Annotated in this window: 11 protein-coding genes; 4 read left to right on the top strand and 7 right to left on the bottom strand. The window is 62.8% G+C overall.

Annotated elements, in window-relative coordinates:
• Nucleotides 1-377: 377 nt before the first annotated feature.
• Nucleotides 378-695: a DUF4148 domain-containing protein gene (locus PAQ31011_RS06155; protein WP_174989988.1), complete on the bottom strand. Its 318-nt coding sequence runs from the start codon at nt 693-695 to the stop codon at nt 378-380.
• A gap of 433 nt (nt 696-1128) precedes the next feature.
• On the opposite strand from PAQ31011_RS06155, the gene PAQ31011_RS26885 reads away from it, so the two are divergent.
• Nucleotides 1129-1254: a hypothetical protein gene (locus tag PAQ31011_RS26885; protein WP_281192313.1), complete on the top strand. Its 126-nt coding sequence runs from the start codon at nt 1129-1131 to the stop codon at nt 1252-1254.
• A gap of 193 nt (nt 1255-1447) precedes the next feature.
• Nucleotides 1448-1699, top strand: coding sequence for a hypothetical protein (locus PAQ31011_RS06150; RefSeq protein ID WP_150575024.1), 252 nt, complete (start codon nt 1448-1450; stop codon nt 1697-1699).
• A 102-nt stretch (nt 1700-1801) separates the two neighbouring features.
• On the opposite strand, the gene PAQ31011_RS06145 is transcribed toward PAQ31011_RS06150, so the two are convergent.
• Together PAQ31011_RS06145 and psrA are read right to left on the bottom strand one after the other, a co-directional pair.
• The gene (locus tag PAQ31011_RS06145; RefSeq protein WP_150575023.1) at nt 1802-3109 is read right to left on the bottom strand and encodes an MFS transporter; all 1308 of its coding nucleotides are present in this window, start codon (nt 3107-3109) and stop codon (nt 1802-1804) included.
• Between the two features lie 258 nt (nt 3110-3367).
• Nucleotides 3368-4465 carry an iron-containing alcohol dehydrogenase PsrA gene (gene psrA, locus PAQ31011_RS06140; protein ID WP_150575022.1) on the bottom strand — a complete coding sequence of 366 codons (1098 nt, stop codon included), beginning with the start codon at nt 4463-4465 and terminating at the stop codon, nt 3368-3370.
• A gap of 149 nt (nt 4466-4614) precedes the next feature.
• On the opposite strand from psrA, the gene PAQ31011_RS06135 reads away from it, so the two are divergent.
• Nucleotides 4615-5478: a LysR substrate-binding domain-containing protein gene (locus PAQ31011_RS06135; protein ID WP_150575021.1), complete on the top strand. Its 864-nt coding sequence runs from the start codon at nt 4615-4617 to the stop codon at nt 5476-5478.
• Here the strand turns inward: PAQ31011_RS06135 and PAQ31011_RS06130 are convergent, their stop codons facing one another.
• Both PAQ31011_RS06130 and PAQ31011_RS06125 read right to left on the bottom strand, forming a co-directional pair.
• Nucleotides 5479-6330, bottom strand: coding sequence for an undecaprenyl-diphosphate phosphatase (locus PAQ31011_RS06130; protein WP_150575020.1), 852 nt, complete (start codon nt 6328-6330; stop codon nt 5479-5481).
• A gap of 254 nt (nt 6331-6584) precedes the next feature.
• A complete protein-coding gene (locus PAQ31011_RS06125) occupies nt 6585-7910 on the bottom strand; it encodes an O-acetylhomoserine aminocarboxypropyltransferase/cysteine synthase family protein (RefSeq protein WP_150575019.1) in 1326 nt (441 codons plus the stop codon).
• Nucleotides 7911-8162: 252 nt separating this feature from the next.
• Here PAQ31011_RS06125 and PAQ31011_RS06120 point away from each other — a divergent pair, with 252 nt between their 5' ends.
• Entirely contained in the window at nt 8163-9089 is a 927-nt protein-coding gene (locus tag PAQ31011_RS06120) for a dienelactone hydrolase family protein (protein WP_150575018.1), read from the top strand.
• 499 nt (nt 9090-9588) lie between these two features.
• On the opposite strand, the gene PAQ31011_RS06115 is transcribed toward PAQ31011_RS06120, so the two are convergent.
• Both PAQ31011_RS06115 and uvrA read right to left on the bottom strand, forming a co-directional pair.
• Nucleotides 9589-9897 (bottom strand): DUF4148 domain-containing protein, encoded by a 309-nt coding sequence (locus PAQ31011_RS06115; protein ID WP_150575017.1) that lies wholly within the window; start codon nt 9895-9897, stop codon nt 9589-9591.
• 345 nt (nt 9898-10242) lie between these two features.
• The gene (gene uvrA / locus PAQ31011_RS06110; protein WP_150575016.1) at nt 10243-16188 is read right to left on the bottom strand and encodes an excinuclease ABC subunit UvrA; all 5946 of its coding nucleotides are present in this window, start codon (nt 16186-16188) and stop codon (nt 10243-10245) included.
• Nucleotides 16189-16489: the final 301 nt, after the last annotated feature.

Genomic DNA, 16489 nt, shown 5'->3' with positions numbered 1-16489 from the left:
ATAAGCGATGGGCATGATTCGGGGAAATCCGGGAAGGGGTTGTGTCGGACGCCAGCGACGTCAGTCGGATAGCGATGCGCGGCGCGCTTCTCCTGTGTGCGTTTTCGATGTTCTCTTGCCACGCGCCGGAAGCAGTCGGGCGGATTCTACGGATGCCCATTTGCGCCGCTTCTGTATTTGATACCGATGTTGTCGCGAGACGTCCGCAACCAGCGGTGGCTCGATGCGTCGCATGCCCGTTGCGCCCTTTCCCAGACGCCATGAAAAAAGCCGCCGACCTGATGCCGGTCGGCGGCTTCGCATCGCTTGGGGTCGATGCGTGGGTACTGCTGTACTGCGCTACTGCTGTACTACAGGGCCGGTCAAAGACGGTCAGATTACGAACGGCTGTCCTGTGCGAACACGTTGCGGTCGCTCAGTTGCGCACGCACGTCGGCGCGGCTCAGCGCTGCGGCAGCCGGAGCGGCATCTTGCGCTTGGGCGGCGGCCACCAGCGGTGCGCCGGTTTCGCTTTGCAGCAGTTGGCCGTTTGCGGCGGCCTGAACCAGTTCGGCACGGACTTCGGCGCGGCTCAGTTGGCTTTGCGTAGCGGCCGGCACGTCAGGCGTGTTGTCGTTGTAACGAGCGTCTGCGAAAGCCGAAGCGGAAACGAACGAAGCGGCGGCAACAACGGCGGCAAGGATACGGGTGTTCATGGTGAGACTCCTGTCAATTTGGTTGAATACTTCGGGTTCAGCTAGCGTTCGGGGCATCATCAGCGTCGAGGCCGGGGGGCACTTCGTTTTGCTGCGTTGCGGTGTCCGTCGCGTTGGCATGAGTGAATCTTAGGGAAAACCCGTGGTTTTTTCGCAACTGAGCGTCTACGAAATGCAACCGATCGTCCGATTCGAAAAAACTATTGAAAATCAACCGCTTAATGCCGTTGAACAGGATATGCGAGGCCATTTCGACCCGTTTTTGAGCGGTTTTCGACCGGCATGCCGCTATGCGCAACAGGGTCTTTAGTGCGATGGGGTTTATCGCAAAGTGCGTCAGCAGTAGAGTGACAACATGATGAAGTCAGCCGACCTCGTGGCTCGCAGGGTGCGCCGCACCGCGGACGATGTCGGTCAGTACAGGAGCATTACCATGGCTGCCCTCGGTTCTTTCCTTTTGCTGGCGAGCGCTTCGCTGCTTACCGCGTCGTATCTTCGCAGCCGTGCCGCCCGTTCGCGCCGTCAGCAGGAAGCCCGTGTGCGTGTGACGCGCCGCTGATCGGCAGTCGACCGGTCCGTCGCGCGATGATTGTGCGGCGGCCGGAGCATATAGGCTTAACAGACGGTTGATTATTTCGTTTTCAGCAATGCGTCCTTATCCAGGACCGCGTTTTTCTCCTTGTGCCGCGAGCGTAGATTGGCGGCAATGACGGCGCCCATGGTGGACGTCTCGCCAGACAGGAGAAATGAAAATGAAACACGCTCTGTTCGCCTCGACCCTTGCCGCCGCCCTGCTGAGCGCAGGCGTCATGACCAGCGCGAGCGCTGCCGAAAACACGCAGCCGCCCGCCCAGCCACAACAAGTTCAACAGCAAGCTCAGGCACAGACGCAAGTGCAGGCACAGCCGGGCGCAGTCGCTGCGCAAACCGGTTCAGTCGTCTCGCCGGTCTACGAAGTGCCGGGGCGCACCAACCGCGCCGGTTCGATCTACTTCGGTCAGTAATCCGCGCGTCGCAAAAAAAACGGCAAGCCGGGGAGCCATCCGCCGGCCTGCCGTGTTCCCGCAGTGCGGGATCCTTCCTCCCCCAAGCTTGACCCTCTCCCTTCAGTAAGTCCGCTTCATCGCCTTCGCACACGCGGCAGACAGGCATCCCACCCCCAGCACGTACACCGCAATCCACCACGGCTTGTGACCGCCGTATTCGAGTAGCGTCGCGGCAATCAATGGCGTGATCGAACTCGAAACGATGCCGGAGACCTGATAGACGACCGAGATGCCCGTGTAGCGCACACGCGTGTCGAACAGTTCGCAGAACAGCGACGCCTCCGGGCCGTACACGAACGCGTACACGACCCCCAACGGTACGATCACGGCAAGCGACACCCACCAGACGTTCGACGAGAAGTGCATCACCGCGAGCGCGGGAATCGACGACACGCCGCAAGCCAGCGCTCCCCATGCGAACACACGACGCCGCCCGACGCGATCCGACAACTTCGACGCATAGGGAATCGTCACGACCAGCACGAGCGCCGCTAAGGTGACGGCGAGCAGAATCGGTGTCTTGGGAAAATGCAGCGTGCCGACGAGATACGAAATCGCGAACACGGCGTAGACGTTGAACACCACGCCGTCGATATACCGCGCGCCCCAGCCGAGCAGCACGTTGCGTCGATAGTCGCGCACGATCTCGGAGAGCGGCACGTGTGCCACGTGCTGACTGTCCTTGATGCGTGCGAATTCGGGCGTCTCCAGCACGCGCAACCGGATGAACATGCCCACGGCGACGAGCACCAGACTCAGCATGAACGCGAGACGCCATCCCCACGACATGAATTGCGCGTCGGTGAGCGTCGACGAGAGCAGCGCGACGACGCCCGTCGACAGACACAGCCCCACGGCCAATCCGATCTGCGGATACGCCGCGAACTGGCCGCGCTTGTCACGTGGCGCGTATTCGAACGCCATCAGTACTGCGCCGCCCCATTCGCCGCCGAGGCCGATGCCTTGCAGCAGCCGGAGGAACAGCAGGATCAACGGCGCGGCGATACCGATGCTGTCATACGTCGGCACGAGGCCGATCAGGAACGTCGACACGCCCATGATGGTGAGGGTGACGATCAGCAGCGGTTTGCGTCCGAGCCGATCCCCGAAATGCCCGAAGAGAATGCCGCCGAGCGGTCGCGTCGCGAACCCCACCGCGTACACGGTGTAAGCGAGCGCCGTGGCGACGAAGGCGTCGCCGCTGGGAAAGAAGAGTTTGTTGAACACGAGACCGGTGATGGTCCCGTAGAGAAAGAAGTCATACCACTCGACGGTCGTGCCGATCAGGCTGGCCAGCGCGACCGTGCGCACCGCTTTTTCGTCGTTGACGGCATCCCGCGCGCCAACGCCGGTGAGAACCTGTTCCATTGCGCCTCCTGTTGATGCGCCGCGCCCCGGCGGCGCGCTGCGACGCACCGGTCTGCGCCGGGCGTCTGTCTCCTGGATGTCTCGGTGCCGCCCATGCCGGTGACCGGTGGACAGCTATCGTTTTGATAATGGATGTTGCGGGGACTGCGGGTAAGACGCGAAAACACGCATGCGGGGACTACTGAGACAGCGACAACAACAACGTCGACAACACCGGACGACGAACGCGACGTCGCCCGTTCGAATAGGGTTCAAGGTTCAGGCCGCAGCACCGATGAAGTTGCGCCCGCGCGGACCGTCGAGGGCAGCCGCGATCATCGCCGTCGATTCCGGCTCGCTCACGCCGTACGCGGAGAATTCCGTCGCCACACCCAGACCGTTGAGGAAGGCCGTCAGCCGGTCCGGTGCGCCTGCGATGTCGCCGTCGAACACTTGCGCCAGCACCGCGTCGCGATCGGCGCGGCGACCGATGGCCAGACGCATCACCGTCGGCAGCGTGAACGAACAGGCGATGCCATGCGGCAGGCCGTGACGAATCGTCATGTCATACGAGATCGAGTGCGCCAGCGCCGTCTTCGTATTGGAGAACGCCATGCCCGCCTGAAGCGCGGCGAGCGCCGCCTGCGAGCGCAGCGTCATATCGTCGAGTGACGTCATGAGACTCGGCAGCACGCGCATCATGTCGCGCGCGGCCGTCACCGCAAAGGTGTCGGAGACGGGATTGGCGTTCACGTTCCAGATCGCTTCGAGCGCGTGCGAGAGGGCGTCGAGCCCGCTCTGCAACGTGACGCTGCGCGGCAAGGAGCGCGTCAGCGCCGGGTCGACGATGGCCGCCTCGGGCCACGTCTCGGGCAAGTGCAGCGAGTATTTCTTGCGCTTCACATGGCGGTCCCACAGCGTGGCCCACGGCGTGACTTCGCTGCCGGTGCCCGCTGTCGTGGGAATCGTGATGAGATGTTTGGTGCGCGTCGGGCGGAACGTGCCGCCAGCATCGAGCGCATCCACCAGCGTGGCGAAACGGTCGTCGTCGCCAGCAACCATCAGCAGTTTCGCCGTATCGAGCGCACTGCCGCCGCCCAGCGCAACGATGACTTCGCATTGGCCGTAGCGCCGCCAGAAGTCGCCGTACATCGGCGCGAGTTCGCGCACGTCCGGGTTCGGGCTGACCTGATCGATCACCCCGGCGAGCCGTTGACCTAACAGCGCTTCGATGCGTCCGGTCATGCCGAGCGCACGCGCTTCGGGCATGGTGACGAGCACCGCGCGACGGTGACCGACAAGCTCGGGAAGAGCGTCCAGCGCGCCCGCACCGAAGTGGACGTCGACCGGATTATGGAAACGCGAACGAGTAGTCATGAGGGTGTTTGGGCCGCCGCGCCGGATGACGTTGCGATCGATTGGCGAAGATTGAGCTGGATTATGGTGAGCGCCGTCCTATACTTCCAATTCACATTTTTTCGTCAATCTATTGATAAAACCTATACCTCGTCAGAGGAGCGACATCGATGCGGATTACCCAACTTCGTTCGTTTCACGCGGTCGCGCACCACGGCAGCGTCACGCGCGCCGCACAAGCGTTGCACGTCAGTCAGCCGACGATGACGACGCAGATCCGGGCGCTGGAGGAAACGTATGGCGTCGAGCTGTTCTATCGCCACGGCCGAGGGCTGACGCTGACGCCGACAGGTCGCGCGCTGTATTCGGTGAGCCTGCGCATCTTCTCGGACGAAGCGGAAGCGCTCAGTCTGCTCAAGGAGCATGGCGGGCTGCGTACCGGGGAGTTACGTCTTGGGGCGGTGGGACCGCATCATGCGATGGAGATCGTCGCGGCGTTTCAGCCACGCTTTCCGGGGATTCGCATCTCCGTGCGGCCGGGCAATTCGGAGGAGATGATCGAGAGCTTGCTGGCGTATCGCACCGACGTTGCCGTGCTCGCTCGGTATCACGACGACGCCCGCCTGCACGCCGTGCCGTATCGCACGCATCCGGTCGTGCTGCTCGTGCCGCGTACGCATCGCTTTGCGCGACGCCGCAGCGTCAAACTCGCCGATCTGGCAGATGAACCGATGCTGATGCGAGAGCCGGGATCGACGACGCGTCACGCGCTCGAAGCGGCCATGCATGAGGCGGGTGTGATGCCGAGCGTGGCGATGGAGATCGGCAGTCGCGAGGCGATTCGCGAAGCGGTGATCCTTGGGCTGGGGATCGCGGCGGTGTCCGCACGCGAACACACACCGGATGAGCGGCTGGCGACGGTCGCCATCGGCGACGCGAGGGTCGAGACGACGACCGTCATCGTCTGTCTGGCCGAGCGGCGCGAATCGCGCGCCATCGCGGCCTTTCTGGACGTCGTCGCAGGGCTGGTGTGATTACAGGTACTGACTGGACGCCAGCACGACAACCGACGCCACGAGGCAGTAAATGCCGAACAGATACCAGCGGCCGTGTTCGAGCCAACGCGACAGCCAGCGCAGCGCAATCAGCCCCGCGAGGAAGCTGAACACCATGCCGACGAGGCTCGGCGTAAGCACCGACATGAAGTGACCGGAGAGCGTCTGGGCGCCACCCGACTTGTACAGACGGTAAGCCTCCTTGACGATGACCGGCGGCGTGAGCACCACCGCCAGCGCGAAGCTGAATTCCTCCACGCGCACCTTGTCGAGACCACGCAGCATACCCGTCGAGATGGTCGAACCCGAGCGCGAGAAGCCACGGAACGGCAGGCAGATACCCTGCACCGCGCCGATCCACGCGGAGTCGCTACCGCGCATCGGACGGTCGCCCATCGGCGGACGCTTGCGGCCCGAGATCAGAATCAGAATGCCCGCCATCGCGAGGCCGGCCGAGATGATGTACAGATTGCCGAACAGGTGCTCGATCTCGGCGTGCTCCGAGCCGCGCATCAGCACCTTCTCGATGAAGAACATCAGCGCCAGACCGATCACGCCGGTAAACGCCGTCGCAATGATGACCTGCTTCGCGTTGTGAATGAAATCGTGCTTCGACGAGAAGTAGCGTTCGCGCCACGACTTCCAGAAGTAGACGATGACGGCGAGCATCGTGCCGGTGTGCAGCATCACGAGCAGCAGCGTCATGGCGGGCGTCGACGGGTCGAGCCCCATCAGCTTCTCGGCCATGATGACGTGTGCCGAACTCGACACCGGGAGTAACTCCGCCACGCCCTGCACGATGGCGAGCACGAGCACTTGCAAATAGTCCATGCGCAATCCTTGAGAAATGGGCAAGGACAGTACGCCGGCACGATGACGTTTTCGTGACAGTCATATGACGGCGGTGCCGGTCACCTGCCCCCAACCGGCTGCCGCGCATCATACTCCGTCAGAATTGGCCGTAAATGAGGTTCGAGAGCGGCCGTGAATCCACGCGACAACTCACGGCTTCTCGCAACAATTCGCGGTATTTCGTAGTGACAGGCGCGACGATATTCGTTGCACCTGTCGAAACGACAACCTGCTTACTTGCGAAGCGCCTGATCCAGATCGGCGAGCAGGTCGTCGATATGCTCGATGCCGATGGACAGACGTACCGTCTCCTCGCTCACCCCGGCCTTGCGCAGTTCTTCCGGCGACAACTGGCGGTGCGTGGTCGATGCCGGATGCGTGGCGAGCGACTTGGCGTCACCGATGTTGACCAGACGGGTGAAGAGTTGCAGGGCATCCTGGAACGCGGCACCGGCGGCATGTCCGCCTTTCACGCCGAAGGTGAGGATGCCCGGACCGCGTCCCGACAGATACTTCTTCACCAGCGCGTGGTCCGGATGCTCCGGCAGGCCCGCGTAGTTCACCCACTCCACCTTCGGATGCGTCTTCAGGTACTGGGCGATCTTCAGCGCGTTATCGGTGATGCGGTCGAGGCGCAGCGCAAGCGTCTCGATGCCCTGAAGAATCTGGAACGCGTTGAACGGCGAGATGGCCGCACCGGTATTGCGCAGCGGCACCACGCGCGCACGACCGATGTACGCAGCCGGACCGAAAGCTTCCGTGTACACGACACCGTGATAGCTCACGTCCGGTTCGTTGAGTCGCTTGAAGCGGGTCTTGTGTTCCGCCCACGGGAATTTGCCGGAGTCGACGATGGCCCCGCCAAGGCTCGTGCCATGACCGCCGAGGTACTTCGTCAGCGAATGCACGACGATGTCCGCGCCATGCTCGAACGGGCGCAGCAGGTAAGGCGACGGCACGGTGTTGTCGATGATGAGCGGAATGCCGTGCCGATGCGCGATCTCGGCAAGCTTGGCGATATCGGTGATGTTGCCCAGCGGATTGCCGACCGACTCGGCGAAGATGGCTTTCGTCTTCTCGTCGATCAGCGGCTCGAAGGATTCCGGCTCGCGCGGATCGGCGAAGCGCGTGGTGATGCCCGAGAGCGGCAGCGTGTGCGCCAGCAGGTTGTAGGTGCCGCCATAGAGCGTGCTGGCCGCGACGATGTTGTCGCCCGCCTCGGCAATCGTCTGAATCGCGTAGGTGACAGCCGCCTGACCGGACGCGAGCGCCAGCGCCGCCACCCCGCCTTCGAGCGCCGCGACGCGCTGCTCCAGCACGTCCTGCGTCGGGTTCATGATGCGCGTGTAGATGTTGCCCGGCACCTTGAGGTCGAACAGGTCCGCACCGTGCTGCGTGTCGTCGAAGGCGTACGCCACCGTCTGATAGATCGGGACGGCCACGGCGCGCGTGGTCGGATCGGGACGGTAGCCGCCGTGCACGGCCAGTGTTTCGAGTCGCCACTGCGGCGCTTGTGACGTGGTGTCGCGTTTGTCGTTGCTATCGTTGCTATCTGCCATGTCGAAAGTCTCCGGATAGATATGACGTTCCATTCGCGGAACGTATCGATGCGTTGCTTAGGTATCCGATGGCATTCTAATCTGCACTGCCGACCCGGCTTATCTCCGATGGATGGATGCTTAGCGAGGAATGGCCGCATGGTGCGCAACGATTCGTAATATGGGGCGCGACACAACAGCGGGAACACGCGCTATCGTGCAGACAATAGCGGTGCCGACGTCGGCAGCCGCGCGTCCAGGCGAAGGCTCCCCATGCCGTCTACGTCACTGTCTTTTGTCGCTCGCGCACGACGCGGCACCTCGTCGCTCGTCATCTCCCTCGTGGCGATGTCTGCGCTCTCGCTTGCCGCGATCGGCAGCGCCAACGCGCAGGAAAAGCTCAGCATTCCGTCACTGGACAAGGACGCCACCGGCGCGCCGGTGATGATCGACGCCTACTTGTTCCGTGCGGTCAATGCACAGGGGCCGACGCCGGCGGTGGTCTTCATGCATGGTTGCAACGGCATGTTCACGCGCAAAGGCACCATCGACGGCCGCGAACTCGCATGGGCACAACGGTTCAACGCGCAAGGTTATGCGGTGCTGATGGTCGACAGCTTCACTTCGCGGGGGCAAGGCAGCGAATGTGCGAAAGGCGGCCCGGTGCGCCCTTGGGAGGAACGCCCACGCGACGCTTATGGCGCGTTGCGTTACCTGCAATCGACATCGGGCATCCAGCCGGACCGGATCGCGTTGATGGGCTGGTCGCATGGTGGCGGGACAACGCTATTTGCCATCGGCCCGAAAAGTCCAGGCCGCGCGCAGGACGCGACGTCCGCGCCGGACTTCGTGGCCGCGGTTGCGTTCTATCCTGGCTGGTGCAACGCGAAGGCACAGGGCGCGAACTGGTCGACGAAGATTCCGCTGTTGTTGCTCACGGGTGCGGAGGACGTCTGGACTAAGGCGGCCCCTTGCGACGCATTCGTGAAAGACGTCACCGCACAAGGTGCGCCGGTGACGTTCCACATCTATCCGGGCGCGTATCACGACTTCGATTATCCGAATCTTCCGGTCCGCTCGCGCCCTGAGTTCACCAATCCGAAAACCCACGTTGTGCCGATTACCGGCACCCAGCCCGAGGCACGCGACGACGCGATAAAACGCGTTACCGAGTTTTTGGCGACGGCTTTTGGGAAGTGAGTTTTTCGGCTTTTTCCGACGGACGATGAATGGACTGTCGCAGAGGCACGCCAGGCGGGCCTCTGTAATCAGATCACGAAGATCTATTCACAGGCCATCCACAGCTTAATCACAGAAATTTCGCAGATTTCCACAGGAAATCCACCGGCTTATCCCGGTTAAACACACAGGATATCCACCGCATATCCACGGGATATTCACCGGTTATCCCCGCTGTTTTGCCGACTTTTACCCCACCTGTCCACCGCATATCCCATGGGTATCCACAGGCTTACCCACAGCGCTGACACAGCTTGCCAACAAGGTTATCGACAGGCTTGTCCACATGCGATGTGCTGCGAGGTGGAACAGGATGCGAGGAAAGCGAGCGCCCAAAAACAAAATCGGCCGCAAACAAGGCGGCCGATTTGGTATCGGAGACTGCTTTCCCGGAGTCGCGTCGCGCTGCGTTAGCGCTGGCTCACGGGGTTACGGCAAGTACAGCGATTCGCAAGTGCGATTAGTTACCGAAGTAGGTCGTACCGGCGCGTTGCAGACCGCCAACCGAACCCATCGTGACCGGGGCGCTAGCCGTTGCCGGTTGTGCGCTCGGGGCTGCCTTCGGATACACGGTGTCGTGTTGGACCACGAGACCAGCCTTTTGCGCTTGCACCAGTTCTTCACGAACTTGAGCACGGGTCAGCACGCTGGTTTGCGGAACCCACGAGAATTCCGAGGGACCGTCGAAAGCGTCGCTGGCGAAAGCCGAACCGGCCGAGACAGCCAGCATTGCGGAAACGAGGGCCGAGGTAATAAGAGTGCGCTTCATGGTATTTCTCCTGTCTGTTTGAAAGAGGCGATGTTCAATTCATCGTCGACAGTTGAAGTGTATTAGTCGCACCTATCGCAATAAAGTCGATAATTGTCTATTTCTAATTTCCAATTTAGAAATAATAGGGAACTTATGGCCGAGCCCATCGAACCGTTGATCTCGCTGGAAGTAAGTGCATGCCTCCTTTGAAATCAAGGTATATGGCCAAATTTAGTGATACACAAAATCGTATACGATGTGTCTCATTGAAAGCCGCAAATGAAAACGGGACGCCTGATACAGGCGTCCCGTTTGATTTGCTGGCAAAGCCCTGAGGGGGCTTAGCCTCAACCGCTTGTCGGCCTACTTGGCGGTCGCTTCCTCGGGTACCACGGCCGTGGCACCGGTCCCGGCCGTCTGGGCGAGCACCGGTTTGAGGGCGATGCCGGTGTGGCTGGCCTTCACCTTCGCCAACTCGTCGGGCGACGTTGCCGCCACCACGGTGCCGCCATCCTTGCCGCCTTCCGGCCCCATGTCGACGATCCAGTCGGCTTCGGCAATCACATCGAGGTTGTGCTCGATGACGACGACCGTATGCCCGCCGTTCACCAGCCGGTGCAGCACGTTGATCAGACGTGCCACGTCCGCCATGTGCAACCCGACCGTCGGCTCGTCGAGCACGTACAGCGTGTGCGGCGACTTCTGTCCGCGACGCGTAATGTCGTCGCGCACCTTGGTCAGCTCCGTCACCAGCTTGATCCGCTGCGCCTCGCCGCCCGACAACGTCGGCGACGGCTGCCCCAGCGTGAGGTAGCCCAGCCCGACGTCCTTCATCAGTTGCAGCGGATGCGCAATGCTCGGCATCGACGCGAAGAACTCGACGGCTTCATCGACTTCCATCGTCAGCACGTCACCGATGCTCTTGCCACGCCACGTCACCGCCAGCGTCTCGGCGTTGAAGCGCTGTCCGTGACAGACGTCGCACAGCACCTTCACGTCCGCAAGGAAGCTCATGCCGATGGTCCGCACGCCTTGCCCTTCACAGGCCGGGCACCGACCCTCGCCCGTGTTGAACGAGAAGCGCGACGCCGAGTAGCCGCGCGCGCGGGCTTCGAGCGTGTCGGCAAACAGACGTCGGATGGTGTCCCAGAACCCGATGTAGGTGGCCGGGCATGAACGCGGGGTCTTGCCGATGGGCGTCTGGTCGACTTCGAGCACGCGGTCGATCGTCTCCCAGCCCGTGACGGACTCACACCCGTGCCACGCATGCACCACCGGACGTCGCGGCTCTGCGGGCGCTTCCGACTTCGCGCGCGGCTTGCCGTCCGCCTTCACGGCATGACGCACCGTGCCCTTGCGCGCACGACGCTCCGCTGGCGACGACAACACCGAACGCCCCACGGCATCGAGCAGGTTCGTCATCAGCACATCGCGCGCGAGCGTCGACTTGCCGGAGCCGGATACGCCGGTGATTGCCGTGAGTCGCGCCAGCGGCAGCGAGGCCGTCACGTTCTTCAGGTTGTGAAGCGTCGCGCCGTGCACCGTCAGCCAGTTCGGCGGTACCGGTTCAACGCCCTGTGCCCCCTTCCCACCCTTCGCCGGTGCAACGACTTCGCGGCGCGGTTGAATCGGATGCTGCAACGGATGGGCGAGGAACTTGCCGGTCAGCGAATCGGGATGCGAGGCGAGATCGTCGACATTGCCCTGTGCGACGAGCATGCCGCCACGCTTGCCCGCGCCCGGACCGATATCGATGATGTGGTCCGCACGACGAATCGTATCTTCGTCGTGCTCGACCACGACCAGCGTGTTGCCCTGATCGCCCAGCTTGCGCAGCGCGCCGAGCAGGATGCCGTTGTCGCGCGGATGCAAGCCGATGGTCGGCTCGTCCAGCACGTAGCACACACCCTGCAAATTGCTGCCGAGTTGCGCCGCGAGACGAATACGTTGCGACTCGCCGCCCGAGAGCGTCGGTGCAGCGCGGTCGAGCGTGAGGTAGCCGAGGCCCACCTCTTCCAGAAACTCCAGACGCCCCTGAATCTCGCTGATCAGATCACGCGCGATGCTCGCGTCGCGACCTTGCAGTTCGAGGCCCTGAATCCACTGGCGCACGTCCGTCACGGTCCATTGCGCGACGTCGGAGATGGCGTGCTCGTCGAACGTCACCGCACGCGCCACACCGTTCAGGCGCGCGCCGTGGCAATCCGGACACGGCTGATCGCCCACATCTTCCGGCTCCTGATCCTGCGACGGCAGCGAGTGTTCACGGCCGCGATTGTCCTGATTGAGGACGGTATCGTCGAACGCTTCACGCTGTTCACGCGTGAGCGCAAGGCCCGTGCCGACGCACGTCGTACACCAACCGTGCTTGCTGTTGAACGAGAACATGCGAGGATCGAGATCCGGATAGCTCGTGCCGCACACCGGACACGCGCGCTTGACCGAGAACACCTCGATCTCGCCCACGCCTTCGCCCGGTTGCTCGTCGGTCATCGTGTCGCCCAGCCCGTCGAGCGGCGCGAGCAGATGCATCACGCCCTTACCCAGCTCCAGCGCCGCCGCCAGCAACGTGCGCAGCAAGCCTTCGTTCTCCGGCGTCACCACGACATCGCCCACCGGCAACTCGATAGTGTGTTCGCGGAAGCGGTCGAGTTTCGGCCACGGATCGACCGGCAGGAAAACGCCGTCGACGCGCAGATGCGAATGGCCGCGCGCCTTGGCCCATTTCGCCAGATCGGTGTAAATCCCCTTACGTCCCACGACGAGCGGTGCGAGCAGCCCCACGTGCTGGCCGCGACGGTCGCGCATGAGTTGCGCGACGATGGAGTCGGGGCTTTGCGCCGTCACCGGCGCGCCGTCGTGAATGCAATGCTGAATGCCGAGCTTCACATACAGCAGACGCAAGAAGTGCCAGACTTCCGTAGTCGTCGCGACGGTACTCTTGCGTCCACCGCGCGACAAACGTTGCTCGATGGCCACCGTCGGCGGAATGCCGTACACGGCATCGACTTCCGGACGCCCCGCAGGCTGCACGATGGACCGCGCATACGCGTTGAGCGATTCGAGGTAACGGCGCTGTCCTTCGTTGAACAGGATGTCGAACGCGAGCGTCGATTTGCCCGAGCCCGATACACCGGTGATGACGCTGAACTTGCCGCGCGGAATCGCGACGTCGAGCGACTTCAGGTTGTGCTCGCGCGCATTGATGATGCGAATGTCGTCGCCGCCCGCAGGCTTACGATGTGCGCGTGCGGCACGCAATGCCGTTTGCAGCGGCATCCCCACATCGCTCGATGCTTTACCGGAAGCCACGGCCTGTGCGGGCGCGACCACCGTGCGTTCGTACTCGGCCAGCGCGCGTCCGGTGTGCGATCCTTCGCACGCCACGACATGCGCAAGCGTCCCCGCACACAACACTTCGCCACCGCCTTCGCCGCCTTCCGGACCGAGGTCGATGATCCAGTCGGCCGCACGCACCACGTCAAGATTGTGTTCGATGACGAGCAGCGAATTGCCGCCGTCGAGCAACTTGCCGAACGCACGCATGAGCTTTGCGATGTCGTCGAAGTGCAGCCCGGTCGTCGGTTCGTCGAAGATAAAGAGACGACCGCGATGCGCGACCTTCTGCCCGCTCGCCGTCTTTTTCTGTGCCGCTTCTGCAAGGAAGCCTGCGAGCTTCAGACGTTGCGCTTCGCCACCCGAGAGCGTTGGCACCGGCTGGCCGAGCTTCACGTATTCGAGACCGACGTCCACAATCGGCTGCAACACACGCAGCACGTCGCGATCCGACGAGAACAGCTTCACGGCTTCGTTGACGGTCAGTTCCAGCACATCCGACACGCTCAACTCGCGCATCGCTTCGCCGGGGATCGCGCGCTGGATCTTCACGTCCAGCACTTCGGCGCGGTAACGCTTGCCGTCGCAATCCGGGCAACGCAGATAGACGTCGCTCAGGAACTGCATTTCCACGTGCTCGAAGCCTGAACCGCCGCACGTCGGGCAACGGCCATTGCCGGAGTTGAAGCTGAACGTGCTGGCGGTGTAACCACGTTGCAGCGCCACCGGCTCGGCCGCGAACAGCTTGCGGATCTCGTCGAATGCGCCGACGTAACTTGCCGGATTCGAGCGCGCCGTCTTGCCGATAGGCGACTGGTCGACGAACACGACGCCCGAGAGTTGCTCGGCACCGATCAGTTCGTCGTGTGCGCCCGGGGCTTCGGTCGGATCGCCGAAGTGACGCGCCAGCGCCGGGCTGAGGATGTCCTGCACCAGCGTCGACTTACCGGAGCCGGAGACGCCGGTCACACACACAAGGCGTCCCAGCGGAATGTCGACGTCGACGTGCTTGAGGTTGTGCTCGCGGGCACCGGTCAGCGTCAGGCGCGGCGTCGCCTCGTCCACCGGACGCGCGCGCCAGTTCGACGCGTTCGCCACATGCTTGCGGCCGCCGAGATAGCTGCCGGTGAGCGTGTCGGCCTGACGCACTTCTTCCGGCGTGCCGTCGAACACAATCTGCCCGCCACGCTCACCTGGTCCCGGTCCCATGTCGATGACACGGTCGGCGGCCAGCATCACAGCCGGATCGTGTTCCACGACGACCAGCGTGTTACCCGCGTCGCGCAAGCGATGCATCGCGGCGACGATGCGATCCATGTCGCGCGGATGCAAACCGATACTCGGCTCGTCGAGCACGAACAGCGTGTTGACGAGCGACGTGCCGAGCGCCGTCGTCAGATTGATACGTTGCACTTCACCACCGGAGAGCGTGCGGCTCTGACGGTCGAGCGTGAGATAGCCGATGCCAACGTCGCACAGATACTTCAGGCGCGTGCCGACTTCCTCTTGCAGCAACTTCAGCGCGTCATCGAGCAGGCTCGACGGCAACGTCAGCGAATCGAAGAATTGACGCACGCGCGTGATCGGCATGAGCATCAGATCGTGCATCGTCAGACCGGGCAGCGCTTCGAGTTGCTCGCGTGACCACGACACGCCACGCGGCATGAAACGCTGGGCGGGCGGCAGCACGGCGTCGGCGTTCTCTTTCGAGCCGAGTCGCCACAACAGGCCTTCGGTCTTCAGACGCGCGCCGCCGCACGTGTCGCACGTGGTGTAGCTGCGGTACTTCGAGAGCAGCACACGGATGTGCATCTTGTACGCCTTCGACTCCAGATAGCCGAAGAAGCGGCGAATGCCGTACCACTGTTTGTTCCACTCGCCTTGCCAGTCGGGGTCGCCTTCGATGACCCATTCGCGATGTTCGGGCGAGAGCTTCGACCACGGCGTATCGCGCGGGATACCGGCCTTGCCCGCGTACTCCAGCAGGTCTTCCTGAATCTCTTTCCACGCGGGCGTCTGGATGGTCTTGACCGCACCGCCACGCAACGTCTTACGTTCGTCGGGAATGACCAGACCGAGGTCGACGCCGATCACGCGACCGAAACCGCGACACGCTTCGCACGCACCGTAGGCGGAGTTGAACGAGAAGAGCGCGGGTTGCGGATCGGCGTAATGCAGATCGCTGTCGGGGCAATGCAGGTCCTGCGAATAGCGCCAGATGTCCGGCTCGCCTTCTTCGGCCAGCACATAGACATTCACCCGGGCCCGGCCGCGCTTGAGCGACGACTCGATGGCTTCCATCGCACGCGCCTTCTCGGTGTTCTGAAGGCGGAATCGGTCGGCGACGACGTCGAGTACTTTACGCGTGCCCTCAGTGGTCGTGACTTCGCGTTCGGCCTGCACACGCGTATAGCCGGACGCCGAGAGCCATTGCTCCACTTCGTCGGGGGTGACGCTGCCGGGCAGTTCGACCGGGAAAGTGACGACCAGACGCGGATCGCTCTGGGCGGTACGCGCCATAAGGTCGGCGTAGATCGTCTCGGGCGTGTCGTGGCGCACCGGCTGGGCGGTTTCGCGATCGAACAGCGCCGCCGCGCGGGCGAAGAGAAGTTTGAGGTGATCGTTGAGTTCGGTCATCGTGCCGACCGTCGAGCGCGAGCTGCGCACGGGGTTGGTCTGATCGATGGCAATGGCGGGCGGCACGCCTTCCACATGGTCCACCTGCGGACGATCCATGCGGTCGAGGAACTGGCGGGCGTAAGCGCTGAACGTCTCGACATAACGGCGCTGGCCTTCGGCGAACAGCGTGTCGAAGACCAGACTGGACTTGCCGGAACCGGACGGACCGGTCACGACGGTCATCTCACCGGTCTGGAGATCGACGTCGAGATTCTTGAGGTTGTGCTGGCGGGCGCCACGAATACGAATGGCGTGGCTGGCCGACGGGTCGGGTTTCGAGGAGGACTTGTCCACTGGGTATCAGAGCCGTATCAGAACCAAAACGACAGAGCGCGTACGCGCCTCGGGGGAACTACTGTATCAGGCCGATACGACAGCCGCTGGCAGCATCCAGACGTCGCCGGCACGCTGCGATTGTACTGTATATTTGTACAGCATCAATCCAATCCCCCATTCGCGGTGGTCTTAATCCAGACCAAGCTCATCGCACCACCTCACATCAATGGAAACCATGCCCAGAGAGTCCCAATTCCAGTCCCATCCGATGACACCCGTCCTAAAAAAGTTTGCATGTATAGCCATCGAAATCGATGCC

It is taken from the genome of Pandoraea aquatica (genome assembly GCF_902459565.1).
In the GTDB taxonomy this organism is placed as follows: Bacteria; Pseudomonadota; Gammaproteobacteria; order Burkholderiales; family Burkholderiaceae; genus Pandoraea; species Pandoraea aquatica.
This window is presented reverse-complemented; position numbering and strand designations above follow the sequence as displayed.